We start from the raw sequence: 25,915 nt of genomic DNA, 5'->3' as shown, positions 1-25,915 counted from the left end.
CGATGGGGTGTGTGACGGCACAGTTGGCGCTCGAGGACGGGGCGCCCTTGCGGTTACGGGCGTGCCCACATCCACTGGTCGAGCTCGTAGTCGGCGAGTTGGGCGACGGCGATGATGGACCGCTCGCCCCACTCGTCCTCGACGGTCAGGCGGCCGTGGTCACCACGCAGGCGGCGGACGACGTAGAGCATGCCGGGCCGCTCCTTGTGCTCTCGTGGACCGTCCGAGCCGTTGTCGTCGTGAGTGCTGGGGCGCAGGGCCCAGACCTGGCCTGTCTCGGCCAGGACGAACGGGTCGCTCTCGAGGACGGCGCGGCATACCGCGTCGTACGCGGCCGGCTCGGGGATGCAGTCCTCGGTGATGAGTTCGGTGACGCAGTCCGTGATGAACTGCGCGGCCCGGTGAGGGCCGATGAGCAAATCGATAGGCAGGGCTGCAGGCATGGGGGGATCCTCCGGTCGGTCGGGCATGGGTGTGAGAGGTCACCGCGTCCGTCTCTGCCCCGCGGCTGCGGGGCAGAGACGGCACGGAGATCCATCACTCGCTACGCCGTGGGCAGGGCCTATTGCCGCTGCCCCGGCAGGGCATCGGGTCGGAGGCTGGAGTGCACGGTCTCGGTGGAACGAGGGGAGCGGGTGCGGGGGCGTGAAGGGCCCGGAGCAGCCGCTCGGTGTTGCGCTGCTGCTGGTCAGGGGTAAGCGGCTGGGGCTTCGGGCCGCACTGGTGCCACATGGGGTGGGCGGGCGGCTCGGGGTAGGCCAGGGTGTGGTCGCTGTCATGCTGCGGGGTGTTGCTCATGAGGGCCTCCAGGTGGAGGGTCAGGCGTGGTAGTCGTCGCGCTGGCGCTTGGGCTGGGCGTCGGAGGCGAACCGGCCGAGGCGGGCCTTGGTGGGGTTCGCTGCGATCCAGTCCTCAGCGCACGTCGGGTCAATCGAGAAGGCCGCCAGGGCCGGGATCAGGCGCGGCTCCGGCGGCTTCTTGCCTCGCGTGCGGGGTCACGGCCGCAGGTTGGGCAGCTGCTGGAGCACCTGCGCGACCAGGTTCTCCGTGGGCCGCCAGGGCCCGAGCTGTCCGCGCGCAGGAATCGGCAGAGTGAGAGCCTGGACGTCCGTGAGCTCCAGGTGCCAGGCGTTGGGCTGCGCCCATGGGGTGCAGGGCGGGGAGCCGGCCGGGTCCTGGTGGCAGCCGGTCAGCCGGGCGACGCCGATTACGGCGTCGGTCGCCAGTTCGCGGCCGCGGATCGTACGGCCGACCAGCGGCAGGCGCATGGCGGGCCGGTCGATGCTCTGGGCCGCGTGTAGGAGCAGCCAGCCGCGCCAGGTCCAGTGCCGGGGACGGTTCTCGATGCCCTTCGCGCCGGTCAGGATGCAGGCGGCGTGAGGCTGCTGGGCGGTGATGCACCGGATCCAGTCGCCCTCGGGGAGGGCGCTCATGCTGCCCGCCCCCACGCTGCCGTTCCCGGCCGGCCTGCCCGGCGGCCGTTGATGGACGGCACCGTGGTGTGCGCGACGGTGGCTTGGACCGCGCGTCCGGAGTGCTTGCCGTCGTACAGGGCGGCATCGGCCGCCCGCTGGAGCTTGGACAGATCACGGGTGCCGATCACGTCCGGAGATGCGGCGCCGACAGAGGCGGCGACGTCGAGCGTACGGCCGTCGTCCAGGACGACCGGCTTGTGCAGCATCCGGACCAGCTGGTCCAAGCGCTGCTCGCGCCGGTCGGCGGGCAGCTTCAGGGCGATGGCGAACTCGTCGCCCCCGAGGCGGCCGACGGCGGCGCGCGGGCCCGCCCAGGTGGTGAGCCGGGTACCGATCGTGGCGAGGACGCTGTCCCCGGCCGCGTGCCCGAACTCGTCGTTGATCCGCTTGAACTTGTCGGCGTCAATCATGATCACGGCCACGTCGTCGTGGCGGGCCACCAGGCGCCGGGCGCGGGCTGTGTAGGCGTCGCGGCGCAGGAGGCCGGTCAGCGGATCGCGGCGCGTGGCGGCGAGCTGCTTGTGCAGCGCGACCGCGTGGAGGGCCCAGCCGGTCAACGGCACGGCAGCGGTCGTCAGAAGGAGGGTGCGCTGGCCAATCCGGGTCGGAACGCGAGGTAAGGGCAACATACTTTGGGTCTCCGTCTCGTCTCGTCTCGTACGGGATGGATGGGCCCGGGACAGGCGTCTGGATGGACACCGTGTGCGTCTGTCCCGGGGCAGAGCTACAGCTCGATGGGGCTGGAGTTGAGCCGGCTGTACGGGGTTCCTCCAGGGGTCGGCGGTCGCGGCGGGCTTCTTTGGTGTGTCGGTCGGTTCAGAAGTCGAGGTCGAGCCTGATCGTGATGGGGGTACGGCGGTCGCCGTAGTCGCGGCGGGGGTCGTGGATGGTGCGGCGGTGTGCGGCGAGGCCGGCCGCACCGCCCTGGACCGGGGTGGTGCAATCCCCGCAGCCGTTCCACCAGTCGTCCCCGGCCGGGAGTTCGGCGGGGGCGAGCGGGTGCGGGTGTGGGCCGTCAGCGGCGCGGCTCACGGCCGGGACCCGCGGACGTAGTCGATGGCGCTGGCGACATGGGTGTTGGCCATGAGGCTGCCGCCGTCATCGATCCGGTCCCGGAGCTCGTCCAGCCGTGCCCATGCCGTCGCGAGCTGCTGCACCAGCCACGCCTCATAGCCGACGGCGTCCTTGCCCAGTCGGGTTGCGATCGCGGCGAGGCGGTCGGTGTCCTGGTGTCCAGCCTCCAGGAAGGCGTCGGCCCGGCTGAGCTCGTCTGCGGTGAACGCCTCCTCAAGACGCCGGGCTGCGTCGGCCACCGGGTCGTCGGCGTGCGCGGCAAAACCGCGCAGCTGGACCGCCAGGCGGGCCAGCTCCCAGTCGCTCCAGCCGGGGGTATCGGCGGCGGGCCGATTGAGGCGGGTGTGGGAACGGCTGGTCACTGGGTGGTCGCCTTGGTGGTGGCGACGAGTGCGGCGACGGTCTCGCAGCCGTGATGCCACGCGCCGTCGAGGTGGAAGGCCCCGTTAAGGCCGAAGTCGGCCAGGCGGTAGAAACCGCCTTTGCCGGTCTTGTCGGCCAGTTTCTCCAGCAGGCCCTTGCCGGGCACGCGGCGGTCCGCGGCGTAGTGGGTGCCGAAGGACACCGCGAGCGCGGCGGCGGCCGCGGCGGGGTGGACCCGGATGCCGAGCGCGCGGGCGCCGAGCCCGGTGACGATCGCCTGCGTGGCCACATAGGTCAGGCAGTGGTGCAGGCACGCGGCCCGGCCGCTGGCCGTGCCGTGGGTGGTCTCCTCCTCGGTGACGGGGTCCGTGTAGGTGACCGGGTCATCGTCGGAGGCGCCCTTCACGCGGGCGCAGAAGTCGTTCTGGACCCAGAAGTCGCCGATGGCGCTTCCGGCGCGGGTCAGTCCGAGCAAGGCAGCGAAGACGGCAGGACGGTACGTCATGATGGGGTTTACTCCTGATCTCGAAGGGGTGAAAGAGCAAGGTGGTCGGCTCTTTGCCGACGCGCGGTCACCTTGGCCTCGACCCCTGCCAGACCGGCCAAGGTCGAGGCACCTCAGAACGGGGGCTCGTCGGGCCAAGCCGGGGCGGTCAGCAGTCGGATGCGCACCTCGCGCCGGGCGGACCAGCAGCCGCACGCCTCCATCTCCGGGAAGGTGCCGCCGGTCTACGAGCCGCCGGTCCCGTGGCAGTTTGGGCAGGCCGGCCGAAGCCGGGCGGTGACCTCAATGCGGTATCGGGTGGCGGAGAGCCGGAGGTGGCCGGCCTTGAGCACGGCGGCGGCCACCGTCACGGTGACAGGCACGGCTGCGAGCAGCAGGGCGGTACGGAGGCGGCGGCCGGTCACCTGAGCGGGATCGCGCGGCACAGGCCGGCGTGGGCGTTGGCGTCACGCCGGATGCGGAACAGGTAGTCCTGGTTCGGACAGTCGGAGGTCTCCTTGCAGCCGCGGCACGTCCAGGAGTGCTTGTCGGAGGAGTGGCCAGGGCCGGTGACGTCGACGTACGAGCCGCCCAGGGTGACGAACCGGATCTGAAGGTCCTTGGGGCGCTCGGGCTCGGCGAGGGCAGTACGAAGGGTGCTCATGAGTGGGTGGTCCTCTCGGAGGTCAGGCAGCCAGCCCGTGTGCCGTTCGGGGCCGGGGGAGCGATGTAGCTGCTGGGGTCTGCGGGGGTGCCGTCGTGGCACTCGAGGCAGCTCTTCAGTGAAGTCGGGAGCACGAAGAAGTAGCGGCGGCGGCCAGTGCCACGGGTCTGCCGGGCGGCCATCGCCTTGTCGAGCGCGTACGCCTTGGCGAGGGTCATCGGCCGCACCGGTCGGGCTTTCGCGATCTCGTACAGCAGCCCGTTCTTGGGGCCGCGGGTCTCGACCTCGGCCACCGGTTCCCGGCCGCCCGGCCGCAATCGCATTGCCCTGAGCTGGCGTTTGGTCGCGTACCCCGAGGGCGCGCATAGGCGCTTGAACACCGGGATCGTCGTCTCGGGTTCGGAGGGGGGATAGGGGTCGACGTCGACCAGGTCCTCGTCCTGGCCGGCCATCACCGGCTCCAGGTACCGGGCAGGCGGCGCTGGGGCAGCGGGTAGCGGGGGCCGGGGATGGTGGGGCGCGGGCGGCCGATCCTGCGGCGCGGCCGGGGGATGAGCACGATAAACCCTCCAAGTCGAAGCAGTGGCTGGGCACGTACAGCGCCTGCAGCCCCGGGTCGGGGCGGCGGGCGCGGGGGTTGGGCTGGGGCCGGTCGGCCTGCCCGGGTCACCGGAGCCGGCCGCCCCGGAGTGGGTCGCGGCGGTGCCGGTGCCCAGGCGGAGCGGCCGGAGCTGAGGTCAGAGGGCTGCGGAGATGACGCCGAGGACGAGGGCGGCCGAGCCGCCGAGGATAAGGGTGGCGCCGGCGCTGGCCCACCAGTAGTGGCCCACCGTCTTGGTGTCGCGGAGGTCGCTCAGCCCGTCGGCGATGCGGGCGTGGAGCGCAACGAGCGGCGAGAGGGCGGCGTACCAGCGGCCGAGGCGGTCGACCTGGCCGGCGGCTTCGTCGTCGGGTATGTGACCACCGTGGAGCGCGAGGCGGTGGGCCTCGCCTTCGGCGGCCAGGTCGTCGAGCTGGTGGACGACGGGGCTGGTGGTGCGGCAGACGGTGCAGCGGTAGCGGTAGCGACGCACGGGGCTGGTCTCCTGATGGCTGGAGTGGGCTGGCACAGGGCAGGGCAGTGCGACGCCCCGCTCGGAAGGTTCTCCGGGCGGGGCGCGGGGCTGAGCTATGGGGTTGGGGTGCCTGCGGCTTCTACGCGTTCTTGCGGTACACGCCGTACGTGACGTGTTCGATCTCGCCGGTGTCGACCAAGGCGGTCAGGACGTTGGACAGGGTTTCCTCGCTGAGGCCGGTGAGGACGCGGATCTCTTCCTCGCCGATCTCCAGGCCCACCGGGTCGTTGAGGCAGGCCAGCACGGCGGCCCGCGGGGTGGGCGCCACCGGCGCGGTGAACACCGGGGGAGACGCGAGGGGCCGCCAGTAGTTCCTGACGGCGGCGAGCTTGAAGACCCACTGCTCGGTCTCCGGGTCCTGCCACTCATGCTCGGGAAACACGTGGTAACTAGCGCGGAGAACTCCGAGGGCTTCCAGGCAGGCGGAACGACCACCCGTCACCTCGATCTGGACCCGCGAGGTATGGGCACAGTTCGGGTTGCGCGGGTGGTCGCCGAGGGCGCCGCAGTTGCACGGCGCCTGGAAGTCGGTCGTGCCCTCGGTCGAGTCCATGCCTCATGAAAGCGCAGTTGGGCCTCCTGCGCCCAGGGATACCGGGGCCCGACTTCAGCGTGCGGCGCGGAGCAGGAGGTCGAGGACCGGACCGGACCACGTCTGGGCGTTGTTGAAGCGGGGCAGGTCGTGGGCGTCGAGGGTGCCCAGGGTGGTCATGAGCTGTGACTCGGCGGCCCGCACCTCCCTCGCCCACACGGCCGGGTCGTAGGCGAGTGCTGCGGCCTGGACCGATCCGAGGAGGCACAGGCCGCTTTGGTCGCAGAGGGTTCCGCGGGTCCAGCCGTAGCGGATGATCAGCTCCCGCGCGGTGCGCAGGGTGTGGCGGACGCTGGGCTCCGGGTAGCCGGACCGGCCGGTGGCATACGCCTCTTCGACCTGTCCGATCAGGGCCTGTACGGCTCTCGGGTCCGGGCGGGCTCCCGTACGGTGCGCGGGACGGACGAGGTTGTCGATCATGTCTGCTGACTCCTCTTTACGGGTTCTTGCGGTAGACGCCGGACTTGACGCGTTCGATCTCGCCCTTCTTGACCAGGGCGGTCAGGACGTTGGACAGGGTCTTCTCGTTAATGCCGGTGAGGGTGCGGATGTCGTCCTTGGTGATCTCCAGGCCCGTGTCGTCGAAGCAGGCCAGGACGGCCGCGTCGGCGCTGGGCTCCGCCGGCGCTTTGGTGAATCCGCCGTCGAGCGGAGGCGCGAACTCGCCGCCGCCCCAGCCCGGGCCGTTGCTGGGGGTGTAGCCCGTCTCTCCGATGACAGGCGCCTCGGCGATGTCGTGCCGGTCGTCCCAGCCGGGCCAGTCCGCCGGCCAGATGATGGCGTCGTGGCGGATGTGGGGGGCGGCGGACTCCAGGATCCAGCTGCGCATCATCTGGACGGGCTCGCCGGGGGATCCGACGTAGCCGAGGCCGAACGTGCGGGCTGGGTCGTTGAGCGGGATGTCGTCGGACCACACGAGGGGTTCGTCTTCGGCGGACCAGGCGGCCGGGATGGCGCCGGGGTCGATGCCCTCGAAGCCGTCGACGGTGATGAGGTTGGACTGGGCGGAGTCGGTGCGCAGCATGACCATCGCGCCGCCCTGGATGACGTTGGTGCGCAGGGCGGTGGAGCCGCCGAGCTTGTCGGCGTTGACGGCCTGGTTGACGATCAGCAGCGTCATGCCGAGGTTCCGGCCGAGGGCTGCGATCTTGTCCAGGATGAAGACGGCCTCCTTGCCTTCGTCGGTGGCGGAGTCGGTGATCATGTGGGTCTCGTCCACGATCACCATGACCCAAGGGCAGTTGGCGGTGGCCTTGAAGTTCTTGCGGCCGAGCCTGGCCGATTCCGCGACTCGGTGCTGCAGCAGGGCGTAAGCCAGGCGCAGGGACTTGATCGCGTCGGTGCCGGTCGCCGAGTAGGCGGCCATGGTCTCGACGTCGGGGTTGGAGCTGCCCTTCGGGTCGGCGTAGATGATCGCCATCCCCGCGAGGTGTGCGGCGAGGGCGACGATCTGGACGACGCCGCCCTTGCCGGAGCCGGTGACCCCGGCGATGAACACGTGCTGGGCGCCGAGCACGGGGTCGAAGAGCTGGAGGCGGGCGACGCGGCCGCTCACCCCGCGGCCGATGGCGATGTATCCGCCCTTGGACGGCTCCAGCGCCTGCGGGCCGGGGAAGGGAACCCCGTCCTCGAGGGGGTTCTTGTCCATGAGCCGGATCTTGCCCCTGCGCGGGTCGGAAGCGTGGGGCTGGTAGTCGACCAGGGTCATGCTGCTGCGCAGGGCGCCGACCAGCAGCTTGCGGTCGGGGACGGGGACGGCGGGGACGTCGTCGTCGGCGACGACCCACGCGACCCAGCCGCCGGTCGCGGGGTCGACCTGGGCGTCCTTGAGGTGTGTGCCTGGCATGACCTTCGGCCGGACCAGGCGGGCCCACATCCCCTCCATCGTGTTCGGGTCCAGTTCCGCCGGCGGGGTCCGGCGCACGGTCACGTACTGCTCGCCGGGGTGGTGGCCGGAAGCGAAGGACACGCAGGCGGCGGGGACCCGGTAGGCGGAGCCGACCGCTTCGGCGGACACGTTCACGGCCTTGCCCTGGGGGGCCTCGATGATGCCCTCCCACAACTCGCCGGTGTCGGTGACGCCGACGAGGTGCTGGCCGGGGTGCGCGCCGCCCTCGCCGGAGATGTGGTCAGCCCAGATCTTGTATAGGCCGCCGGGCCCCGGGAGCCCGGGCGGGCCGGCTTCCGGGCTGGGGGCGGAGATACGGACCCTGCGGGCGGCCAGGGCAGGACGCAGCTTGACGGTGAGGCCGGCCCACATCGTCCACCAGGCGGCGGAGACGAGCCCGGACACGCTGGCCGGGTCGAGGAACCCGGCCAGCAGACCGTCCGCGTACGCGGGGCCGAGGAACACCCCAGGGGCGACGGCCATGGAGGTGAGGAGGCTGGAGCCCAGGAGGGTGGAGCGCTGTGCGGTCAGGACGTCCCCGATCCCCGTGGCGTTCAGGACGCTGGCGGGGATCCGGCCCACGTAGTGGGTGGCGAACGCCGCGCTCCCGCACACCGTGGCGGCCGCGGTGAGGGCGGCGAGGCCGGGCTCGAGGAGAGGGGTGAGGGCGCCGAGGGCGGGCGGGGCGATCACCGAGACGAGCGCGGGGACCTGGTCGGCGAGGTGGGGGCGGCGGGTCACGGTGATCTCGGACATGCTCGGCTACTCCTGCGTGTAGAAGGCGGCTCGGGCCATGGGGACGGTCATCGCACCGACCTGCTCGTCGGTGCCCTCGTGGCTCTTGCGGGCCTGGGCGTCGGCGGCGCGGGCGGCGCCGGCGACGTTGTCGGCGGCGGACGCGGCGGCGATGGACGCCTGGGACAGGCCGCGCATGATCCGCGCCGTGTCCTTGGCTTCGCCGGTCGTGTGGGTGTCGGCTTCGAGGTTCGCGAGGCCGTCGGCGACGCGGGCCACGGCCTGGGCGTTCTGGTCGGCGCGCTGGCCGATCTGCCGGATCGTCTCGCCGTCCTTGGCGACGAGGCCGGCCAGGTTCTGCACCTCGGCGCGCAGCTTGCGGTAGGTGGTGTCTGCCATGTGGGTGTCTCCTATCGGACGTAGAAGGCGCGTTCGGCGGGGCTGGTCTCGTCGGAGTCGGCCACGGCCTTGTAAACACCGCCGTGGCGCACCTCCGCGTTCTTGTTAAGGGTCCGCAGCGCCTCGATGCCGCGCACGGCGTTGCCGTGCATCTTCTCGGCCTCCTTCGCCTGGGCCTCGGTCGCTTCGTGGAGCTTCTGCAGGGAGGCGATCAGGTTCTTGCCGCCCTTGATCTTCGGGTCCTTGCACTGGTCGATCAGGTCCTGGATCTCCTTGACGCGACCTGCGGAGACCTCCTTGGCCTGCTTGCATTGGTCGACGATCCGGTGGGTGTCGCGTTCCCGGCCGTCCAGGAACTGGGTGAGGCGGCGCAGGGTGCGAACCTCGCCGATGGTCATCGTGTTGCCGTTGGAGAGTTGGACGTTGCCGCCGGACACCTTCGCCCCGAGCGGCGCCCCCGACGCGGGCTTAGGGGATGCGGTGGGCTTGGGAGGTGCAGTGGGCTTAGGCGGGGCGCTGGGCTTAGCGGGCACGGGCGGAACTCCTCGGGTGCGGTTTCGGGCGGCGTCCATCTGCGCTTTGTCACGGGCGGCCTTGTCGCGGATGGCCTGCTGGCCGTCCGCGTAGCCGTCCTTCCAGGCCGCCTTGTCCGCTTCGGCGGCGGCCTGCTGCGCTCCGGCGTTGAAGCCGTCTTCGCGGGCGGGCTGCGCGGTGTACGGGCCCTTCCTCAGCTTGGCTTTTGCCTGCTTGCCCGTGGGGGCGGCGGGCCCGGTGGGAGCCGGGCCAGTCGGCGCGGACGGGCCGGGTGCAGGCTGGGGTCCCGGTTTCGTGGCGGCCGGATCCGGCTTCGCTGCCGTCGGCTTGTCCCCGGCCTTGGCCGGGGTGGGCGCCGTAGCCGATCCGGGGGCGGGGGCCTTCGGCGGCGGGTTTGTGGCGGCGGGCTTGCTCTCCGGCGGCTGCCGTCCGGCGCTGTCAGTCTTGCGGCTGGTCTTGTCGTCGCGGGCCGTACGGTCCTGCGTGTCCGACGTCGTCTTGCCCGACTGCTGTCGGGTGTTGTGGTCCTTGCGGTCCGAGGACGTCTTGGAGTCCCGGCTGTTCTTGTCCGCCGAGCTGCGCGTGTCCGCCGTCTTCGCGTCCCGGGTGTTGCTGTTCCTGTCGGTCGAGCTGCGGGTGTCCGCCGTCTTCGCGTCGCGGCTGTTCTTGTCGGCTTTGGTGCTGGCCGCCGAGGTCTTGGCGTCGCGGGAGTTGTGGTCCTTGGCGGATTTGTCGCTCTTGCTGGCGTGGGCGGTGGTCGCCGACCGGGTCGACTTGGTGTCGGAGGTGGCGCCCTTCTTCTCCGTGATCCCGTGGTTGATCTTGCGGTCGGTGGATGATCCGCGGATCTCGCTGATCGTGTGCTGCACCGCGATCTTCTGCTGCGGACGGTTCGCGATGTAGGCGGCGATCCCCTTCCACATACCGGGGCTCGCGGTGTTTTTCGCGCCCGTGCCCGGCTTGCCTTCCGTGCTGCCGTTCTCCTCCTGGGAGGCGTAGGCGGCGGACCCTCCGGAGGCGTCCCGGGTGGGGCGCGCGAGCGTAACCGGAGCGAGTACCCCGCCCCCGGCCGGGGGCGCTGGAGCGGGGGTTGAGGGCGGTGCGGGTGTCTGGGGCGCCGGGGTTGCCGGTGCCCCGACCGTGGGCGGCTGAGACGGCATCGGGGGCGGGGCGGGTGGTGTCGTCACTGCGGAATACTCACTTTCGGTGACTTCCTTCCTTCCTTCCCTCCCGGACGAAAGGCCCGTTCACGGCCCCTGGGAATCGGGAACAGGCCTCTCTGTGCGGGAGGGAAGGAAGGAAGGAAACTACGCGGCGTTACCGCTCTTGTTGGCCTTGCGGACCATGAGACCGACCCCGCCGACCGCGACCAGGGCGACGACGAGACCGCCGCTGACGCCGAGACCGCCGCCCTGATTGGTGTCGGAAGCGGAGGAGACGTTGGCCGCGCCCCTGGACCCGCCAAGGTGCGTACCGCCGGGGGCCGGGAACGCTTGCGCGCAGACGTCTTTGTTCATGCCGGCCTTCTCGATGCACTTCTGGAATCCGGCGATGCGCCGCTCTTCCGCTTTTGCGTCCGGGGCGTTCACCTTGGCCCTTTCCACCTCGAGCTGCTGGGCCTGGAGGCCGAGCTCCCGGGCTCGTACCTCGGCCTGCCCGGAGGAGGCGCTGTAGGCGGAGACGCCGACCGCGCTGGCCCCGGCGATGACCAGTCCGGCCATGGCGATGACGGCCTTGGTCTGCCCGCTCATCGGGGCCTTGACGGGCGGGCCGTAGGGGGTGGGGGCAGGCTGCTCCCACCCCGCGCCCGAGGTCAGGTTGGCGAAGTTCTGGTCGATGTATTCGCGCTCGCGGTTGTGGGTCACGCCGGTTCCTCCTTGGACGGCCAGGCTGTGCTTGTGCAGCCGGGGGATGGTGAAAAAGCCCAGTACGGAGACGGGGCATGTGGGGGGCGACGGTCTGCTGTACTGGGTGTGCTGTGGCTGCTTCCGGCAGTCGCGGCGAAGGCCAGCCCAACTCCCATGGGCTGGCCTTCACTGGTGGTGCCGGACACCGGTGCTGACGAAGTCAGCGGGTGGTCCTGCGGGGTCAGGCGGCCGGGGTGTAGCCGCCGGCGAGCAGCTCGGCGGCCTCCTGCCGGTACTCGGAGGCGGTGCCGGGGGAGGCGACGGCCAGCTCATGCTGGATGTCGGCGAGCGGCAGCTGGTCAGCACCGCCGGCAGCGAGGATCATCCGGGCGACCTTGCGAACCGCGCGCTCGCGCGGCTTCAGCTTCGCGGTGTCCTCGGCTTCGACCGCGCGCCGCTCGATTTCGGCGGTAAGCCGCCGGGTTTCGGCAGCGTCCCGATCGGCTTCGGCGGCCTGCTTCTTGGAGCGCGCAGTCTCGGCGAGAGCGGCCTCCCGGCGGCCCTCCTCCTCCGCCTTCTTGCGGTTGGCTTCGGCGGTGGCGCGCGCCGCTTCGGCTGCGGCCCGCTCGGTTTCGGCAGCGGCCCGGTTCGTTTCGGCAGCAGCTCGCCGGTTCTCAGCGACGGTCCGGGTCTCGACCGCCTGCGCCTCCGCCGCGGCCACCCGGTCGGCCTCCGCAGCTTCCTTCCGCTTCTCCGCCGCCTGGAGCTCAAGTGCCGCCGTACGGAGGTCCGCTTCAGCCTCCACCGCGCGCTCCTCGGCCGCCTTCCGGCCGGCCTCGGCCTCACGGGCGGCAGCCTCGGCGATGACCGCGTTGTCCAGGGCCTGCTTCTCCAGCTCGGCGGCCCGCTCCGCGGCACTGACCTGGGCGCGGGCGTGCGCGCGGGCCTGGCCGGTCTGGCCGTCGACCTCGGCGCGCACCGTCTCGACCTTGCCCTTGGCCCGCAGTCGGTCGGCCTCGGCCTCGGCGTCGGCGATCTCGCTGCGGGTCTCGGCATCTCGGCGCCGGCGCTCTGCTTCTTCCTCCCGTTCCTGGGCGGCCCGTTCCTGCTGGTCGGGCATGGCCAGGGCCTGCGCGACGGTATAGCCGTACGGCGCCATCCGCATCGGCAGCAGCTCGTCCTCGGTGGCCTGGGAGAGGTCGCCGTCGTACTTGCGTTTGAGCCACTGCTCGTAGGCGATGAGTTCCTGGTCGCGGCGGATCATCTCCGGGTAGGAGGTGACACTCCACAGCCGCATCCGGCGGAAGATCTTCGCGGTTGCCGCCGGGGCGAGCGTCCAGCGGATCCACGGGATCGAGTCCCGCTCGGCCCGCTCGGGCCGCACCATGCGGTCGATGGCGTCACGGCCCAGCTCCACCACGGTGATGAAGAGGATCGGTACGACTCCGTGCGCGCCGGCCGCGACGTAGTCCAGCAGCTCCCACGCCCGGTCCTTGGGCGCGCCCGAGGCGGCGTTGAGGACGACCGTGGCCGCGGTGAGCAGCCAGACGGGGTAGCGGATCCAGGCGATGGGCCGCTTGAGCCAGGCCATCAGCAGGTCGACCGCGATCATCACCATGATGCCGACGTCAACGCCGACGGCGAAGAGCTGGCCCTTGCCGAGCGAGCCGAAGCGGAGCTCCTTGTGAGCGAAGACCGCGACGTGCTCGAAGCTGAGGTACAGGCCGATGGCGGCGAGGACGAGCGCGGCGGCCACGATCGCTCCGGTCGCCCACTTCTGGCTGCCGGTCAGCTTCCCTCCGGAGGAGTTGTCTCCGGTTCCGTTTTCCGTCTCGGAGGCGGGCTCCGGCGCGTCCGAAACGGTGCCGGTCGTCTGCGAAACCGGCTCGGGCGTTCCCGAAACGACGGCCGGTCCGGCCGGGTCGAGGTTGGGATCGGCCGCGGTGCGCGGCCAGTCGGTGAGCGTCATGGGGGCCTCCAGGAGGAGTCGTTCAGGGCGTGCGCGAAACGGCGGGGGCTGGCCGCGAAACGAGGTGCGGCGTTCTCGAAACAGCGGTCGGTGCGGATGGTCGTCGGTGCATCGGACACCGGCTCTACCCGGCTCGCGAGCACGAAAGGGCCGGCGGACCGGAGGACGGGAAGCCGGTCGCGCGAAGTGCCGTGGGGCGGGCCGAAACTGGGGACGGCTCCTGCGAGGCGGGCGCGAAGTCGAAGCGGTCAGGCGGCGCTGGCGACGTGGCCGCGGGCCGCGCGGCGCTTGAGGGAGCGGCGCTCGTCCTCGGTGAGGCCGCCCCACACGCCGTACTCCTCGCCGCGCTCCAGCGCGCCGTCGAGGCAGGACGCCATGAGCGGGCAGGTGGCGCAGATCGCCTTGGCCCGTGCGATCTGCAGGGTCGACAGTGCGTGCGCGAAGAACAGTTCGGGGTCGGCCCCGGCGCAGCTCGGACGGGGCTTCGGCGTAGCGGCGGGCGTGCTGGACGAGGTGCGTACGATGGTGCGCATGAGGGCCTCCAGAGGGTCCGTGCGTACGAGACAGCCCCGGGGCGGCATCCCCGGGGCTGTTCTGTTCCTGCGGCCGACGGGCCAGAGCGGGATGAGGAGCGGGAGCTCCCGGCGCCGCCGGCCCCGCCCGGATGAAGGGCGGGAACGACGGGCAATGCCGGAGGGTCAGGTGCGGCGCTTCGCGGACTGCCGGGCCAGGTAGGCATCCTGGGCTGCGGCGAACGCCGTGTGGATCGGCGCTCCGGCCTCGCAGACCTGGCCGTTCTGGCAGGCCGTGCAGCTGCGGGTGTGCAGAGTGGAGGCGCTGAACGCCTCCATATAGCGGACGTACAGCGGGTCTGCCTTCGGCGCGGTCATCGGCCGCTGCCCTGCGACGAGCGCCTGTTGATCTCGGCGAGCTTCCGGCTCAGCTCCTCCTGGTCATCGGCCATCAGGGGGCGGACCAGCTGGTAGAAGCGGTCGGTCTCGTCCCGCTCCGGGCCGCGCTGGTTGTCCTCCTCCTCCATGTCGCTGTAGACGCCGTTCGACGGGGCGGCGGGGAGGGGGCGTGCGATCATGTCGAGCATCAGGTCCTCCGAGTCAGGTCCTGGACAGCCCCGGGGGCGCAATCCTCGGGGCTGTCGCGATCACTCCCCGGCTGGGGGAGTTGACTGCCGTACGAGCAGCCACGGCCCCGGCCGCCCCCACTAGTTGCGGGGCGGCCGGGGCCGTGGTCGATCGTCGCGGTGTGCGGATCAGGCAGCTGCTGTGACCGGCGCCTTCCGCGCGTGCTGCTTGCCCAGTTCGGCCTGGCGCCGGTCGTGCGCCGCCGGGTTCTGCGGTGTCAGCGGGAGCTGGGGGCCGCGGAATTCGGAGAGCGATCCCGCGATGCGCTCCGCGCAGCGGTTGTTCGCCGTCTCGACCGCCTCGCCGCCGTGCTTGGTCCACTGCGCCCTGCGAACGGCCGGCGCCGTCTGCTTCCGCACGGTGCGTCGCTCCTGGCGCTCCTGCTCCTCGCGAGCCTCGCGGCGGGCGGGCTCCTGGTTGAGCGCGCGGACGTAGCGGCGGGCGAGGATGCCGCCGTCCGTGCAGTGCTGGCCCTTGACGCACCGCGTGCAGCCCTTGCGGTGGGCGAGGTACGACTGGCGGGCCGTCTCCAGCGTGATTTCCGCGTTGATCCGGGAGACCGGCACAGCCGGGGCCGGGATCGGCTTGTAGAACTGCTGGGCGGCGCGCCGATTCTCCTGCGGCATCGCGTCGCGCAGCAGCCGGTTCTGCCGGGCCTGCCAGCGGCGGACGTCGATGTCGATTTCCACGAGCTGGTCGCTGCCAGGACAGAGGGTGTGCTTCTCGCCCTCGGCGACCTTGTCGGAGATGCAGTGCTCGCGGATCTTAAGGACCGTGTCGCCCATGATCCGGCGCCAGGTACGGCAGTCGGGGCAGGCAATCGACTTGGTCTCGCCGGGTCGGACGTTGAAGTCCTCCGGGGCCATGGTGCTGAGCAGCAGCGGCGCACGGCGGTTGGTGTGCTTGGTCCGGACACGGCCGGGACGCTTGCGGGGCATCGAATCCTCCTGATGTGGGATCGGGTGCGGGTGCTGCCTTCTCTGCCGCGCCAGGCCGGCCTTTCGGCGGGTTGGTCCTGGCGGACAGACAGCGCAGCAGCGCCGTTCGAGGTGGATCAGGTGGAGCTATTCGGTACAGGCGCCTCGGCCGGGGGAGCGCGGCTCACCCCACTGCTTCCGCCCCGAAGGGCGTGACTCCCGCTGTTTTGCGGTGGTGCAGGCGGTGATCCGGAGGACCACCGCTTACCTACATCAGGTTGCCTCAGGTACCCTCAGGTGTCAAGCGGTATAGTGAGGCAACCAGATGGAACTGAAGGAGGCGAGGCACATGTCCGGGCCACCCCGAGCCGACAACCGGCCGCCGTACGCGCGCATCGCGGGCCACTACCGCGACCTGATCAGCTCCGGGGACCTCGCGCCCGGCGATCTCCTGCCCAGCATCAAGGCGCTGGCCACCGAGTGGAACGTCAGCACGGCTACTGCAGACCGCGCTATGAGGCTGCTGCGTGAGGAGAAGCTCGTACAGGGCATCCCAGGCGTAGGCACGGAGGTGATGGCCCGCCCCATCTCGCTGTCCTCCGGGTCGGAGCGTCACGACCGCAGCAGCAAGACCCAGTCCTCTTGGGGCGTAGGCGAGAAGTCGTCCGGCCACACCGCCGGCATAGTCGAAGCCCCCGAGGATGTTGCGAACGCGCTCGGCATTTCGCCTGGTGACGATGTGATTCGCCGCAGCCGTGTCTACCGGGACGATCACGGCATCGTCTCCCACTCAACATCCTGGATCCATGCCGAGTTCGCACGACTACTCCCGGAACTGGCGCGCAGCGCGCGACTCAAGGGCGGGTTGTCGCTCGACCTGATCGCTCGGGCAACCGGACGGCAGGTTGCTAAGCGGGTGGACGAGGAATCGGCGCGCATCGCTACCCCGGACGACCTCGAGCTCCTGGAACTGGAGGCTGGCACCACCGCGGCGATCCTGGTCCTCACCGCCCGCTTCTTGGACGCTGATGGCGAGGTGCTTGAGTACGGCGTGGACCTGGGCGCCCCCGGCCGCACGCGCAGGACGACCTCGGAGGTCCTGCGGTGACTGCACGCGACGCCGGGCTCCTGGACGACACCCTGGCCGGCTGCCTTGAGCACCGGCTCGACGTACTCCTGCACGCGCAGCGCACCGACACCCTGCCTCTGGAAGGACGATTCGAGATCCGACCCATCGCCGCAGCCCTGTCCGGCCGACCGAGCCCCGCGCCGCGCGCGATCCTCCTGTCCGGTCTGCAGGGATCTGGCAAGACGACCCTCGCCCGCGCTCTGGAGCAGGCTGGGTTCCGGCGTCTCTGCCCGGACGAGGAGATGTTCCGCCGCTACGGCCACTACGGCAGGGATTTCCCGCGCGGGGAGTTCAAGGTCAGGGAGGCTCCCGTACTCAAGGACATCGCCCTTGAGCTTCAGGAGCTCCTGGAGGCCGGACACGAGGTCGTGGTCGACCATGGCCTCTGGAGTCATGAAGAACGGGCCCAGTGGGCAGCGACCGTGATGGAAGCCGGCGGGGATCCCGTCCTGATCTACTTGCCGGTGCCGCACGAGGTGCGCTGGGACCGGATCCGGCAGCGCAACGAGCAATCGCTGGTCGACGCCAACAGCATCGAGTTCAGCGAGGAAGACCTGCTTCGACATGCGGGCCGTTTCGCTCCGCCGACCGACGAAGAACCGCACATCGTGTACGACGGTGTCCCGGAGCACGTCCTGGCAGAGCTGCGCCGTGCGCGTCCTTCCACAGATGGCGACCCTCATTGATTTTTCGACCTCCCACGAGCGGCTATGCACGTAGGCCATCCCACTCTCGACGGAGGAGACAGACCATCACAGCGCCGTGAGCAGCTTCATTCACGGGTTTTCAACATCTGCATACACACGGGATTTCGGGGCGTAGCCCTAGGCTCGCGGCCATGACGATGACGGAGGGGACCAGGGTGGGGAAGCACCGTTCAGGGTGGAGGCCGGACAAGCTGCGCGAGCAGCGCGAGGCCCATGGCCTGACCCTTGAGAAGGCTGGCGAGCGTCTCCGTGAGGTCGCCGAGAAGGCCAAGCTCAAGGGCATCCCGGCAGCGAACCCGCAGACGCTGTGGCAGCACGAGCAGGGCGAGGTCTACCCGGGCCCGCACTACCGGCGAGCCTACTGTCTCCTCTACCGGGCCACCGAGCCCGACCTCGGCTTCAGGACAGCCCTGCCCGGTGAGGAGACGTCCTTCAAGCTCACGCCGATGGACGATCGCCTCAACGGCGCGCACGTCCTGGCCGTGGAACGGGCGATCCACCGCATCTCACCTGGCAGCGAGGACGCAGGCCACTTCGCCCTCCAGCAGCGCATCATCGACGCCTGGAAGCGGAGGCACACCGGCGGCGACCCGCACCGCCCCGCTCTGATCCTGGTCGGCGGATATGCGGGCAGCGGCAAGACCGAGTTGGCGCGGTTCTTTGTCCAGCTCACCGGATGGCCGCTGCTCGACAAAGACCCGCTCACTCGCCCGCTGGTGGAGCGCCTCTTGGTCGCGCTGGGCGGCGACCCGAATGACCGGCACACCGATCTCTACCGGGAGAAGGTCCGTTCGGTTGAGTACGACTGCTTGATGCAGTCGGCCATGGCCAACATCAAGTGCGGCATCTCCACCGTGTTGACCGCGCCGTTCATCGCAGAAATGACTGACCCGGCCTGGATGCAGCGCCTGACCAACCGCGCTGGCTCGATGGGTGTCGACGTCTTCCCGGTGTGGGTCCGCTGCGATGAGGAGTCGATGCGCGAATACATCGGCTTCCGATCCGCTGCCCGGGACGCATGGAAGCTCCAGCGCTGGGACGAGTACATAAAGACGATCGACTTGGACCTGCGGCCAGCGGTGCCGCACCTGGTCGTCGACAACCGCTTGGGGACCGCGGTGACGCTCGCCGACCAGGCCCGCCAGGCGATGGGGGCGATGTACGGATGACCGCGAAGCAGGGAGTCGTCCTCTACGGCCCGCCGGCGGCGGGCAAGGACACCGTCACCAACGCGCTTACCGAGCTGCGTTCGACGTACACGCAGTTCGAGCGACTCAAAGTCGGATCGGGCAAGTCCACCGGCTACCGGATGGGCACGGCGGAGCAGCTGCGCGCCCTGGAGGCCGCAGACGCCGTCGTCTACGCAAACTCCAGGTACGGCAACACCTACGTCATCGACACGCCGGGCCTGGATGTCGCGTTCGCCGCCGGGGTGCCGGTGGTGCACCTCGGGCAGGTCAACGGCATCCGGGCCCTGGTCGATGGCTACGCAGCCGACTGGACCGTGGTCCTGCTGTGGTGCCCGCGCGAGGTGACCGCGCAGCGATCTGCGGGCCGGGGCGACCGTGACACCACGGCGCGCTTGTCGGCGTGGGAGGCGACCAGAGAAGACCTGGCCGCGCACCCGAACATGGTCTGGGACCTGACCGTGGACACCACGGAGTCGTCACCGCAGGACGCGGCACGGCTCATCGACGGGCTGCTGGCGCAGCGGGCTGGGGCAGCGACGGCATGAGCGCGCGTTACGGCTGCGCGAGGCGATTCAGGGCGTCGGTGAGCGTGAGCTCGCTGTCGTCCTTGACGTCGTGCCACCGTGACAGCGTGGACGCGGCAGCGTGCAGCATGTCGGGCGGCAGTCCGATGGCCGCGAGCATGTCGGCAGCTTCCTCCAGCTCTGGGCCCCATCGCCAAGCACGGGCCGCCGTCTTGGCGACGTACTCCGGCTCCGCGAGGTACGAGTCGGTGCGCCGGGAAGCGATGTCGATGAGCTCCTGGTCGACGCCGTGCTCACGCGCCATGCCGACCGCGAGCGCCACCAGCACGCGACTCGTCTTCTGGAACGACGCGTACGACAGCTTCAGCGCAGAGGCCTTCCCGACTTCCGGGCCCAGCGTCCTCGTCTTCACGGAGGTGCCCGCGAAGAGCACCTCGATCCGCGCGGTCGCATCGGCCGGGCCGGAGAGGTACAGCGTCGGCGTTTTGCCGCGCACGGGCGGGGAGCCGACGACGCCGCCGTCTACGACGGTGGCGGTCGGTTCGAGCAGCTCGGCAATCCGAGTCGCCCGCTCGGGGCTGATGGCGTTCGCCTCCACGTACACCCCAGCGAAGCCGTGCGCGGCGACGTCACGGGCCAGGTCCTCAGCGGCCGCCGGCGGGCAGAGGCTGATGACGATGTCGCTGCGGTCCAACAGCCCGGACAGCGTGCCCACCGGCGTCAGGCCGAACTGCTCAGCGCGCGCCGCAGACGCGGTGCTGCGCCCGGCGGCGCACCAGAGGACGGCGCTCGCGTTGGCCGCACCGCAGGCGGCGACGGCCGCACCCATGCTGCCTGGGTGGAGGATGCCGACGGTGGGCTGGTCCACAGTGCTACTCCGAGGTCTCGTTGAGCAGGATGGTGATGGCATCGGCGGCGTCGTCGACGGTGTGGTCTGCGGTGTGAAGGCCGTCGGGCCAGGGTCGGCCACGGAGCCAGATGGTGCGCAGGCCCGCCTGGTGCCCGCCGCCGATGTCTCCGGCCGGGTTGTCGCCGATCATCCAGCCGCCGTCGGCCAGGGTCCGGCCGCAGCGGCTCGCTGCGAGCTCGAACAGTTCGCGGGCTGGTTTGCGGATCTCCAGGTCGCCGGAGGCCGCGATGCCGTCGACGAGGTCGGTGAGGCCGGCTGCATCGAGCTTGGCCCGCTGGATGTCACTGGCCCCGTTGGTGGCGATGCCGATGGTCCAGGCCGCCGCGCGAAGTTGGCGCATGCCCTCGAGGACCTCCGGTCGGCAGGTGACAGTCCCGGCGATCAGATCGACGTACTCCTTCCACAGCTGCTCGGCAGGCTCCGTCAGTTCGAAGTCGGTACGCAGCCGGGCGAAGTCGCTGGGGTTCGCGCGGTCGGCCAGCGCGGTGCGTAACCACTGCTCAATGGGGGTGTTGAAGGCGTGGGCGCGACAGAGGGCGGTCACGGCATCACTGAGCGCGGCCTGACGGTCGATCAGCGTGCCGTCCAGGTCGAAGAGGACGAGCATGCAACCGACCCTATCGAGGGACCGGTTGACGCCCACCCAGGCCGCTCCCGTGGTGTATCTTTCGGGGAAACATCGATCATGAGAGGTTGGGCCATGACCGACGCGGACCCCTTGCGGCGGGTGAACGCCCTACTGGACGACGTCCTGCCGCCGCCGCATGTGCGGCAGCAGCTGCGCCTCGCCGCGGGCCTCACCCAACTGGAGGTCGCCGAGGCTGTGGGCGTCCAGCGCCTCGCAATTGCTCGTTGGGAGCTGGGGCAGGTTCAGCCGCGCCGGCCTCACCGCGCCGTCTACATCCACCTGCTCAAGAAGCTCGCAGAGCGATTCCCGCAGGCCGCTGAACCGGACGCAGGCATGCCGACGCCGGTCTCCGGAAGGGGATCGGGATGACCTAAGGCCATCGGCCGCGCGCGCCAGGCGGATTAACCACCCGCTCCTCGCGCGGCCCGTCTACCGACCGGATTAACCACCCGCGTCGGCCGCTCAGGTCCCAGTTGACGCTGGTCCTGAGCTGCGGCTCACCGAGCCGCTCGTTTTCCTTCGGCCCCTAACCAGGGCCACTGCACCGCCGGCCACTAACCACGGCCACCACAGCCGCAGAAGTACCAATCCGCATTACCCGCGAGCCCCCACCACAGGGGCGTTGCGGTTCAGCAGTACCGGGAGGGGAGGAGAAATCTCCCCCACCCGATCGGTGTACGCCCGCTTCTCACGAAGGGGGCTACCCGGCACATCCGTACATCCGGCTCGTCCGGCCCCGAGGGGCTCGATCGGTCCAGCTATGGAAGGCCAGGTCGTTTCTCATAGTGCACGAGAGTAGTGTCCCCTGTCAGCTCGACCCTGTCCGTTTCACCCCGGTTCGGGCTCGGCGAGCTTCCCGTGTGACGGAATCGGCGTCCGGTTCATTCACTTTTACGCGCTTCGTACCGGAAATAGGATTTCCGGTACGAAGCTACAAGAGCAGCACTGTCGGGGCGGTGGGCCGATGAGTGCCCTGGCGACGCCGGCCACCGTGATGGACAACGCCTTCGGCGACCGCTTCAGCAACTCCGTCGGCGAAGCCGCAGTCATGATTCCCGGTCAGCGGAAGAGCCTGCGGTCGGTGCCGGCCTTCGGGTCGGGCGACGCCGGCCTGGACGACGCGCTGCGCCTCGGCCGCGGGATGCGTCTGCGGCTGCGCGCCGCGGTGCTCACGCTGCTGGCGGACCCGTCGATCGCCGGGCTGAAGGACGCGCCGAAGCTGGCGGCCGTGGTGCTATACGCGAAGTCGCGGGCGCCCAAAGGCGAGAAGAACGACAACCAGACCTCGATCTGGGGCTCCGAGCTGGGCCGCTGGATGGGCATGAAGGAGTCCACGGTCCACCACAGGGTGCTGCCCGTACTGCGCAGCTCGGGCGCGCTGCGCACCCGGGTGGTGACGGACGCCAAGGGGCACCCGACCGGGCTGGACTGCCTGGTCATGCCACTGTGGAACGCCCGCAAGGGTGGGGGAGCGGCGCACCCGCTGGCCCTGTCTCAGACGGAGCTTGCGGTGCTGCTGCGCCTCATCGAGGCCCTGTTCGGACATGGCTGGACGCCGGAGGACAGGGAGCCGACGCCGCCGGGGCTGCTGGCCGGCCGTACAGGCAAGGGGGCGGCGACCGACCGGCTCGGACTGCTGCTGATGGTGCTGAACACACGGGCGTCAGGCTGGCTGCAGCTGTGCGGCGGCTCGGTGAAGGCGAAGGAGGGGCGCGGGGCGGCGACGCTGGCTCGGCTGCTGCGCTGCTCGCCGTCCGGGGCGCGGAAGGTCCTGGCGCGGCTGACGGAGGCCGGTGTCGTGGCGCGGCAGCGCAAGGAGACTGCGACGCGGATGCGCGGCCGGGGCCGGGTCATGCTGTTGCCAGTCGCCCGCGCGTACGGCCGTACGCCGGCTCCCGTGGAGGCCGTTCAGGGCTCTCGGGCCGTGTTTTCGCAGCGTCCCGATGGTGCAGTCGGAGATCACGCTCCCGCCGACGTTGCCGGGGCCCTTGAGGCGTCTGGGATCCAGGGTGCTGAGGCGGCCCGGGAGACGGCGGATCGGGAGCGTCCCGATGGTGCAGAGCTCCACACAGACCACGCTCCTGTGGTTGCTCCCGTAGTTCCTCCCCAGCTCTCTTTAGGCTTTTCCGGCGCAGGCCGTGGGGCTGAGGGCCGTCGGCCGGAGCGCGTGTGCGTGCGCGAGGACCAGACCGTCGACGGCGAAGACGCCGTTGCCGTGACCGGGTCGCCGGTGGCGGAGGACGGCCCGCTGCGCGGGGAAAAGCCGAAGAAGTCCCCGGTCGATGAGCGGGTGGGGCAGCGCGCCTCCGGGGCTGGGTCCGGAGGCCAGCCGAGGGCTGCGGGGTGGGAAAAAGCGCAGCAGCAGCGGAGGGTGGGCCTTCCGGCTGATCTTCGTCTGCGGGTAGCCCTGGGGCCGGTCTCGTGGCTCTGGAAGCGGCTGTCCGGGTGGCAGCAAGACCAGGTGGAGGCGGCCACGAAGGCGGAGCTGGCACAGCTGGCTGGCTTGGGAGTGGCGCCGGAGGGCGCGCCAAGGCTGCTGGCCGACCGGCTCACCAATCGGCTGGAGGAGACGGGCGGCGAGGCCATGGTCACCCGCCCGTACGGGTGGCTGGTCCGGCGGGGTCTGCCCCAGCGGCGCGCGTGCTCGCACCGCAAGTGCGATGACGGGATCCGCCTCGACACCGGCGAGGACTGCGAGAACTGCGCCAACGTGCTGCACCTGCGCCGTGCCCGTCGGGCCCGGATCGCTGCCGAGGTCGAGGCGCAGTTGCCCGGCCTGGACGACCGCGAGCGCCGCCGGGTTCTCGAGGAGCGCCTGCGGGAGGCTTCCGCGCTGGAGGCGGAGGACCTCATGTGGCGCCGCCAGCAGGCCCGTGAGGAGCAGGACCGGAGGGCAGCCGCCCGTGCAGGGGCGGCGGCTCTGGCCGAGGCCGAGCGCCAGGCCGCGGCGGCCGTGCTCCGGGTCCTGCCGTGCGAGGAATGCGGCCAGGAGCAGGCGGCCAGGCTGTGCGAGGTGTGCGGCTACCGGCGCCAGACGGAGGCCCTGACGGCGGAGGCCGGGCTGGTCGAGGCCGCCTGGTCCGCCGACCTGGACGACTCGAAGGCCGTTGCCGCGGTTCTCGACCACGTCCGGGAAACGCTCCAGGTGGCCGCCCGGAGGGCGGTGGACGACTTTCTGGAGTCGGCGGAACCGGGCGAGCTGGACGCGGACCCGCTGGGCACCGCGTCCGTGCTGGCGTTCGGCGCGCTCCAGGCCGTCCAGAGCTTGGCCCCGGAGTACCGCCGCCGGGCTCTGGAGATGCTGGGCCTGACCGAGGAGGCCGAGGCAGAGGCTCGGCGGGCGTTCCGGGCCGAGCAGGGGCGCCACTGGTTCCGGCATAACCCGGTCGGCGCGGACGCCATCGCAGCGGCGACGAAGGCCGCCGACGCGGCCAGGGAGCGCACCGCGCAGTTCCTGCTGGCGGCGCGGGTGGAGAGGCTGCGCGAGCAGGCCGTCGTTCGGCCCGAGGCCGTGGCCGTGTGGTGGACGGGCCGGCTGCCCGTGCTAGCCGCGCGTCCGCTGGACGGCGCCGCTGCCGGGGCGGTGATCGCATGACCACCGAGCTGAGCGGCGTGGATCTCGCGCGCCAGGCCCTGGTCGCGGCCCGCGAGGCGGCGAGGAAGAGCGGTGCCACCAGTAAGAAGCCGAAGCGGCGCACCACCACTGTCGTACGGGGCGACGGCCGCGAGCCGCTCGGGCTGGGCAGCGCGATCAGCCAGATGATGACCGAGCGTGGCATGGTCGCCCCGGCCGCCGGCGGCAGCGTCCTGGCCCGCTTCGACACCATCCTCGCCGCAGCCGTGCCCGAGCTCGTCGGGCGCGTCCAGGGCGTGGCGTTCGACGTGGACACCGGCCGCCTGGACGTCGTCCCCGACGCCCCTGCGGTAGGCACGAAGCTGCGCTGGAGCGCACCGAAGCTGATCGAGGCGGCCAACGAGACGGTGCCCGGCGCAGACGTCCGCGCCCTGTACATCCTGGCGCCGGCGGCCGTGAAGGCCAACTCCGCCACGGCGGCCGCCGAACCGGTCTCGCAGCCGACTATGCCGGTCGTGCCAGTGGAGCGCCGGATGCCGCCGGAGGGCTATCGCCGTGCGCTCGAGGCGCACCGCCGGGCCGCGCCGTCGTCCCAAATGGACCCGGCCATCGCACAGGCAGTGGAGCGACAGAACGCCGTGAGGCGCGAGCTCAGCCAGCAGGCGTTTCCCGATCCGGAGGAGCTCGCCGACGAGCAGCCGGAACCGATCGACAGCGCCGTCCTGCAGCGGTGGCGCGAGTTCGCCGTCATCGAGAACGCTGCCCTGCACCGGGCCCGAGCCGAGCGCGCCCTGCGGTCCGGGCCAGCAGTCATCCTGCCGCAGGCCGCTCCGCTGCGGTCCACGGCGTGACGGTGCGGCGCACTGGGGCCGGGCTGCTCCTGGCGGGCGGGCGCGGATTGATCAGGTGGTGCGACTTCTTGAAGGCCGCCACAGCCGGGTTCAGGATGCAGGACAGTAGTCCGATGGCAAGTACGAAGAAGAGCGTGAGCAGCCGCGCCAAGCGGGTGGGCAAGCAGAAGGCCGCAGCTGAGCAGCGGCGCCAGCAGCGCGAGTACGACGGCGTACCGGCTGAGATCGTGGAACTTCTCGAATCCGGGGACATCCTGCCTGAATGGGACAGGTTCTATCGTGCGTTTCCTACCGTGACTGCCGCGGCCGCGGCCGTAGCGCGTGGGGAGGATGTGACGCTGGAGAGCCACGAGCACGAGCTGCTCCTGCTCCAGATGGTGTTGGAGGACGGCGAGCCGGTCGTGATGACCACCCTCTACGTCCCCTACGGGACCAGGGACGCGCTGCTGAGCGGCCTCTTCAACTCCGAGGCCCCCGACCGCGAGCAGCTGATGACCAAGATGGCTGATCTCCTGCCGGAGCTGCTACCTGAAGACGCCCGGCTCGAGGGCGTGGAGGCAGTGGTCGAGCAGCCGGCCCCGGGCTCTTTGGCTCCCCGCTTCGCCTACCGATTCAGGACCCCCGCGCTTGGGCTGACCACGTGGAACTCGTACTACGAGGCGACCCGTCGATTCTCCCCGCTTCAGGAGGCCGTAGCCTGGATGGACACCCGGGCAGCCACCCACGCCGAGGCCGTCGCCATCCTGCGCCGTCACGGCATTCCGGCAGCCAGCTGTGCACAATGCGGGCACGCAGTGACCAACCAGCACCCCGCCTGGCCCGGCCTGTGGGTGGACTTCGTAGCCGAGTGCGGCCCGGTCTGCGAGCTCTACGACGACACACCCCTGGCCCGCGAGAACGAGCTCGACAGTCTCGCCATCGGAGGGCCCCACCAGGTCCTGACCCTGGAGGAAGCCGAACAAGCTGGCCTCACCGGCCCGCAGAACCGGTAACGTCCGGGGGTGGTCGTCGACCGGATGGCTGCGCTCGAGCAGTCCGTTGAGAGTGCCCGAGCCGCCTGCGGGCCAGGGGAGGGCGACAGTCGCAGCTACAGGTGGGCCAAGTGCTCGCGGACGGAGTCGGCGAGCTCGGAAATCGACGCGGCCTTGGGCCTGGAGGACCTGGGAGCAGACGGTGAGCATGCCGGTGCGGGCCTCGGGCCGGTCCA

30 protein-coding genes are annotated in these 25,915 nt (G+C 70.9%); 8 read left to right on the top strand and 22 right to left on the bottom strand.

Going from position 1 to position 25,915, the window contains the following annotated elements; translation table 11 throughout:
* Nucleotides 1-53: 53 nt before the first annotated feature.
* From ACFYXK_RS31385 to ACFYXK_RS31290, 20 genes are all read right to left on the bottom strand, one after another.
* On the bottom strand, nucleotides 54-443 hold the full coding sequence (locus ACFYXK_RS31385; protein WP_389414228.1) for a hypothetical protein: 390 nt from the start codon (nucleotides 441-443) through the stop codon (nucleotides 54-56).
* A 552-nt stretch (nucleotides 444-995) separates the two neighbouring features.
* Nucleotides 996-1,433, bottom strand: a complete 438-nt coding sequence (locus ACFYXK_RS31380; RefSeq protein WP_389414227.1) for a hypothetical protein — start codon at nucleotides 1,431-1,433, stop codon at nucleotides 996-998.
* Complete coding sequence (locus ACFYXK_RS31375; protein WP_389414226.1) at nucleotides 1,430-2,104, bottom strand: GGDEF domain-containing protein; 675 nt, start codon at nucleotides 2,102-2,104, stop codon at nucleotides 1,430-1,432. Before ACFYXK_RS31375 ends, ACFYXK_RS31380 begins: the two co-directional genes overlap by 4 nt.
* 187 nt (nucleotides 2,105-2,291) lie before the next feature.
* Nucleotides 2,292-2,507 carry a hypothetical protein gene (locus tag ACFYXK_RS31370; protein WP_389414225.1) on the bottom strand — a complete coding sequence of 72 codons (216 nt, stop codon included), beginning with the start codon at nucleotides 2,505-2,507 and terminating at the stop codon, nucleotides 2,292-2,294.
* Nucleotides 2,504-2,911: a hypothetical protein gene (locus ACFYXK_RS31365; RefSeq protein WP_389414224.1), complete on the bottom strand. Its 408-nt coding sequence runs from the start codon at nucleotides 2,909-2,911 to the stop codon at nucleotides 2,504-2,506. The genes ACFYXK_RS31370 and ACFYXK_RS31365 overlap by 4 nt, the downstream gene beginning before the upstream one ends.
* Nucleotides 2,908-3,417, bottom strand: coding sequence for a hypothetical protein (locus ACFYXK_RS31360; RefSeq protein WP_389414223.1), 510 nt, complete (start codon nucleotides 3,415-3,417; stop codon nucleotides 2,908-2,910). The genes ACFYXK_RS31365 and ACFYXK_RS31360 overlap by 4 nt, the downstream gene beginning before the upstream one ends.
* Before the next feature lie 400 nt (nucleotides 3,418-3,817).
* Nucleotides 3,818-4,060, bottom strand: a complete 243-nt coding sequence (locus ACFYXK_RS31355) for a hypothetical protein (RefSeq protein ID WP_389414222.1) — start codon at nucleotides 4,058-4,060, stop codon at nucleotides 3,818-3,820.
* A complete protein-coding gene (locus ACFYXK_RS31350; RefSeq protein WP_389414221.1) occupies nucleotides 4,057-4,512 on the bottom strand; it encodes an RRQRL motif-containing zinc-binding protein in 456 nt (151 codons plus the stop codon). The genes ACFYXK_RS31355 and ACFYXK_RS31350 overlap by 4 nt, the downstream gene beginning before the upstream one ends.
* A 285-nt stretch (nucleotides 4,513-4,797) precedes the next feature.
* Complete coding sequence (locus ACFYXK_RS31345) at nucleotides 4,798-5,133, bottom strand: hypothetical protein (protein WP_389414220.1); 336 nt, start codon at nucleotides 5,131-5,133, stop codon at nucleotides 4,798-4,800.
* 121 nt (nucleotides 5,134-5,254) lie between these two features.
* The gene (locus ACFYXK_RS31340) at nucleotides 5,255-5,728 is read right to left on the bottom strand and encodes a hypothetical protein (protein ID WP_389414219.1); all 474 of its coding nucleotides are present in this window, start codon (nucleotides 5,726-5,728) and stop codon (nucleotides 5,255-5,257) included.
* A 54-nt stretch (nucleotides 5,729-5,782) separates the two neighbouring features.
* Nucleotides 5,783-6,187 carry a hypothetical protein gene (locus tag ACFYXK_RS31335; RefSeq protein ID WP_389414218.1) on the bottom strand — a complete coding sequence of 135 codons (405 nt, stop codon included), beginning with the start codon at nucleotides 6,185-6,187 and terminating at the stop codon, nucleotides 5,783-5,785.
* Nucleotides 6,188-6,203: 16 nt separating this feature from the next.
* Nucleotides 6,204-8,411: a hypothetical protein gene (locus ACFYXK_RS31330; RefSeq protein WP_389414217.1), complete on the bottom strand. Its 2,208-nt coding sequence runs from the start codon at nucleotides 8,409-8,411 to the stop codon at nucleotides 6,204-6,206.
* 6 nt (nucleotides 8,412-8,417) lie between these two features.
* On the bottom strand, nucleotides 8,418-8,789 hold the full coding sequence (locus ACFYXK_RS31325) for a hypothetical protein (protein WP_389414216.1): 372 nt from the start codon (nucleotides 8,787-8,789) through the stop codon (nucleotides 8,418-8,420).
* 11 nt (nucleotides 8,790-8,800) lie between these two features.
* Nucleotides 8,801-10,246 carry a hypothetical protein gene (locus ACFYXK_RS31320; protein WP_389414215.1) on the bottom strand — a complete coding sequence of 482 codons (1,446 nt, stop codon included), beginning with the start codon at nucleotides 10,244-10,246 and terminating at the stop codon, nucleotides 8,801-8,803.
* Between the two features lie 384 nt (nucleotides 10,247-10,630).
* Nucleotides 10,631-11,188 (bottom strand): hypothetical protein, encoded by a 558-nt coding sequence (locus ACFYXK_RS31315; protein ID WP_389414214.1) that lies wholly within the window; start codon nucleotides 11,186-11,188, stop codon nucleotides 10,631-10,633.
* A 223-nt stretch (nucleotides 11,189-11,411) separates the two neighbouring features.
* The gene (locus tag ACFYXK_RS31310) at nucleotides 11,412-13,139 is read right to left on the bottom strand and encodes a DUF2637 domain-containing protein (RefSeq protein ID WP_389414213.1); all 1,728 of its coding nucleotides are present in this window, start codon (nucleotides 13,137-13,139) and stop codon (nucleotides 11,412-11,414) included.
* Nucleotides 13,140-13,387: 248 nt separating this feature from the next.
* Nucleotides 13,388-13,672, bottom strand: a complete 285-nt coding sequence (locus ACFYXK_RS31305; protein WP_389414212.1) for a WhiB family transcriptional regulator — start codon at nucleotides 13,670-13,672, stop codon at nucleotides 13,388-13,390.
* Nucleotides 13,673-13,837: 165 nt separating this feature from the next.
* On the bottom strand, nucleotides 13,838-14,029 hold the full coding sequence (locus ACFYXK_RS31300) for a hypothetical protein (protein WP_389414211.1): 192 nt from the start codon (nucleotides 14,027-14,029) through the stop codon (nucleotides 13,838-13,840).
* Nucleotides 14,026-14,238, bottom strand: a complete 213-nt coding sequence (locus ACFYXK_RS31295; RefSeq protein WP_389414210.1) for a hypothetical protein — start codon at nucleotides 14,236-14,238, stop codon at nucleotides 14,026-14,028. The genes ACFYXK_RS31300 and ACFYXK_RS31295 overlap by 4 nt, the downstream gene beginning before the upstream one ends.
* A 168-nt stretch (nucleotides 14,239-14,406) precedes the next feature.
* Nucleotides 14,407-15,216, bottom strand: a complete 810-nt coding sequence (locus ACFYXK_RS31290) for a hypothetical protein (RefSeq protein ID WP_389414209.1) — start codon at nucleotides 15,214-15,216, stop codon at nucleotides 14,407-14,409.
* 328 nt (nucleotides 15,217-15,544) lie between these two features.
* Here ACFYXK_RS31290 and ACFYXK_RS31285 point away from each other — a divergent pair, with 328 nt between their 5' ends.
* The 4 genes from ACFYXK_RS31285 (at nucleotide 15,545) to ACFYXK_RS31270 (ending at nucleotide 18,766) form a co-directional block, all read left to right on the top strand.
* Complete coding sequence (locus ACFYXK_RS31285; protein WP_389414252.1) at nucleotides 15,545-16,303, top strand: GntR family transcriptional regulator; 759 nt, start codon at nucleotides 15,545-15,547, stop codon at nucleotides 16,301-16,303.
* Complete coding sequence (locus ACFYXK_RS31280) at nucleotides 16,300-17,010, top strand: AAA family ATPase (protein WP_389414208.1); 711 nt, start codon at nucleotides 16,300-16,302, stop codon at nucleotides 17,008-17,010. Before ACFYXK_RS31285 ends, ACFYXK_RS31280 begins: the two co-directional genes overlap by 4 nt.
* Nucleotides 17,011-17,162: 152 nt before the next feature.
* A complete protein-coding gene (locus ACFYXK_RS31275) occupies nucleotides 17,163-18,200 on the top strand; it encodes an AAA family ATPase (protein WP_389414207.1) in 1,038 nt (345 codons plus the stop codon).
* Entirely contained in the window at nucleotides 18,197-18,766 is a 570-nt protein-coding gene (locus ACFYXK_RS31270) for a guanylate kinase (protein WP_389414206.1), read from the top strand. Before ACFYXK_RS31275 ends, ACFYXK_RS31270 begins: the two co-directional genes overlap by 4 nt.
* 7 nt (nucleotides 18,767-18,773) lie before the next feature.
* Here ACFYXK_RS31270 and ACFYXK_RS31265 read toward each other — a convergent pair whose 3' ends face one another.
* Complete coding sequence (locus ACFYXK_RS31265; RefSeq protein WP_389414205.1) at nucleotides 18,774-19,613, bottom strand: DUF1932 domain-containing protein; 840 nt, start codon at nucleotides 19,611-19,613, stop codon at nucleotides 18,774-18,776.
* A 4-nt stretch (nucleotides 19,614-19,617) separates the two neighbouring features.
* Nucleotides 19,618-20,262 (bottom strand): HAD family hydrolase, encoded by a 645-nt coding sequence (locus tag ACFYXK_RS31260; protein ID WP_389414204.1) that lies wholly within the window; start codon nucleotides 20,260-20,262, stop codon nucleotides 19,618-19,620.
* A 93-nt stretch (nucleotides 20,263-20,355) separates the two neighbouring features.
* On the opposite strand from ACFYXK_RS31260, the gene ACFYXK_RS31255 reads away from it, so the two are divergent.
* From ACFYXK_RS31255 to ACFYXK_RS31240, 4 genes are all read left to right on the top strand, one after another.
* Complete coding sequence (locus ACFYXK_RS31255) at nucleotides 20,356-20,652, top strand: helix-turn-helix transcriptional regulator (RefSeq protein WP_389414203.1); 297 nt, start codon at nucleotides 20,356-20,358, stop codon at nucleotides 20,650-20,652.
* Nucleotides 20,653-21,247: 595 nt separating this feature from the next.
* Entirely contained in the window at nucleotides 21,248-23,878 is a 2,631-nt protein-coding gene (locus ACFYXK_RS31250) for a hypothetical protein (protein ID WP_389414202.1), read from the top strand.
* On the top strand, nucleotides 23,875-24,708 hold the full coding sequence (locus tag ACFYXK_RS31245; protein ID WP_389414201.1) for a DUF721 domain-containing protein: 834 nt from the start codon (nucleotides 23,875-23,877) through the stop codon (nucleotides 24,706-24,708). Before ACFYXK_RS31250 ends, ACFYXK_RS31245 begins: the two co-directional genes overlap by 4 nt.
* Before the next feature lie 113 nt (nucleotides 24,709-24,821).
* Nucleotides 24,822-25,700, top strand: a complete 879-nt coding sequence (locus ACFYXK_RS31240; RefSeq protein WP_389414200.1) for a hypothetical protein — start codon at nucleotides 24,822-24,824, stop codon at nucleotides 25,698-25,700.
* Nucleotides 25,701-25,915: the final 215 nt, after the last annotated feature.

The sequence above is a fragment of the Streptomyces sp. NPDC002209 genome (genome assembly GCF_042890265.1).
Lineage (GTDB): Bacteria > Actinomycetota > Actinomycetes > Streptomycetales > Streptomycetaceae > Streptomyces.
Note: the sequence above shows the minus strand (reverse complement) of the source record. Positions and strands in the feature narration are given on the sequence as shown.

Coding starts and splice junctions, on each gene's coding strand:
- ACFYXK_RS31380 (WP_389414227.1), bottom strand. CDS start 1,433: ATGAGCGCCCTCCCCGAGGGCGACTGGATCCGGTGCATCACCGCCCAG.
- ACFYXK_RS31295 (WP_389414210.1), bottom strand. CDS start 14,238: ATGCTCGACATGATCGCACGCCCCCTCCCCGCCGCCCCGTCGAACGGC.
- ACFYXK_RS31300 (WP_389414211.1), bottom strand. CDS start 14,029: ATGACCGCGCCGAAGGCAGACCCGCTGTACGTCCGCTATATGGAGGCG.
- ACFYXK_RS31330 (WP_389414217.1), bottom strand. CDS start 8,411: ATGTCCGAGATCACCGTGACCCGCCGCCCCCACCTCGCCGACCAGGTC.
- ACFYXK_RS31355 (WP_389414222.1), bottom strand. CDS start 4,060: ATGAGCACCCTTCGTACTGCCCTCGCCGAGCCCGAGCGCCCCAAGGAC.
- ACFYXK_RS31310 (WP_389414213.1), bottom strand. CDS start 13,139: ATGACGCTCACCGACTGGCCGCGCACCGCGGCCGATCCCAACCTCGAC.
- ACFYXK_RS31285 (WP_389414252.1), top strand. CDS start 15,545: ATGTCCGGGCCACCCCGAGCCGACAACCGGCCGCCGTACGCGCGCATC.
- ACFYXK_RS31325 (WP_389414216.1), bottom strand. CDS start 8,789: ATGGCAGACACCACCTACCGCAAGCTGCGCGCCGAGGTGCAGAACCTG.
- ACFYXK_RS31350 (WP_389414221.1), bottom strand. CDS start 4,512: ATGGCCGGCCAGGACGAGGACCTGGTCGACGTCGACCCCTATCCCCCC.
- ACFYXK_RS31360 (WP_389414223.1), bottom strand. CDS start 3,417: ATGACGTACCGTCCTGCCGTCTTCGCTGCCTTGCTCGGACTGACCCGC.
- ACFYXK_RS31375 (WP_389414226.1), bottom strand. CDS start 2,104: ATGTTGCCCTTACCTCGCGTTCCGACCCGGATTGGCCAGCGCACCCTC.
- ACFYXK_RS31385 (WP_389414228.1), bottom strand. CDS start 443: ATGCCTGCAGCCCTGCCTATCGATTTGCTCATCGGCCCTCACCGGGCC.
- ACFYXK_RS31270 (WP_389414206.1), top strand. CDS start 18,197: ATGACCGCGAAGCAGGGAGTCGTCCTCTACGGCCCGCCGGCGGCGGGC.
- ACFYXK_RS31340 (WP_389414219.1), bottom strand. CDS start 5,728: ATGGACTCGACCGAGGGCACGACCGACTTCCAGGCGCCGTGCAACTGC.
- ACFYXK_RS31275 (WP_389414207.1), top strand. CDS start 17,163: ATGACGATGACGGAGGGGACCAGGGTGGGGAAGCACCGTTCAGGGTGG.
- ACFYXK_RS31305 (WP_389414212.1), bottom strand. CDS start 13,672: ATGCGCACCATCGTACGCACCTCGTCCAGCACGCCCGCCGCTACGCCG.
- ACFYXK_RS31245 (WP_389414201.1), top strand. CDS start 23,875: ATGACCACCGAGCTGAGCGGCGTGGATCTCGCGCGCCAGGCCCTGGTC.
- ACFYXK_RS31290 (WP_389414209.1), bottom strand. CDS start 15,216: ATGCCCCGCAAGCGTCCCGGCCGTGTCCGGACCAAGCACACCAACCGC.
- ACFYXK_RS31320 (WP_389414215.1), bottom strand. CDS start 10,246: ATGTGGAAGGGGATCGCCGCCTACATCGCGAACCGTCCGCAGCAGAAG.
- ACFYXK_RS31240 (WP_389414200.1), top strand. CDS start 24,822: ATGGCAAGTACGAAGAAGAGCGTGAGCAGCCGCGCCAAGCGGGTGGGC.
- ACFYXK_RS31260 (WP_389414204.1), bottom strand. CDS start 20,262: ATGCTCGTCCTCTTCGACCTGGACGGCACGCTGATCGACCGTCAGGCC.
- ACFYXK_RS31255 (WP_389414203.1), top strand. CDS start 20,356: ATGACCGACGCGGACCCCTTGCGGCGGGTGAACGCCCTACTGGACGAC.
- ACFYXK_RS31335 (WP_389414218.1), bottom strand. CDS start 6,187: ATGATCGACAACCTCGTCCGTCCCGCGCACCGTACGGGAGCCCGCCCG.
- ACFYXK_RS31250 (WP_389414202.1), top strand. CDS start 21,248: ATGAGTGCCCTGGCGACGCCGGCCACCGTGATGGACAACGCCTTCGGC.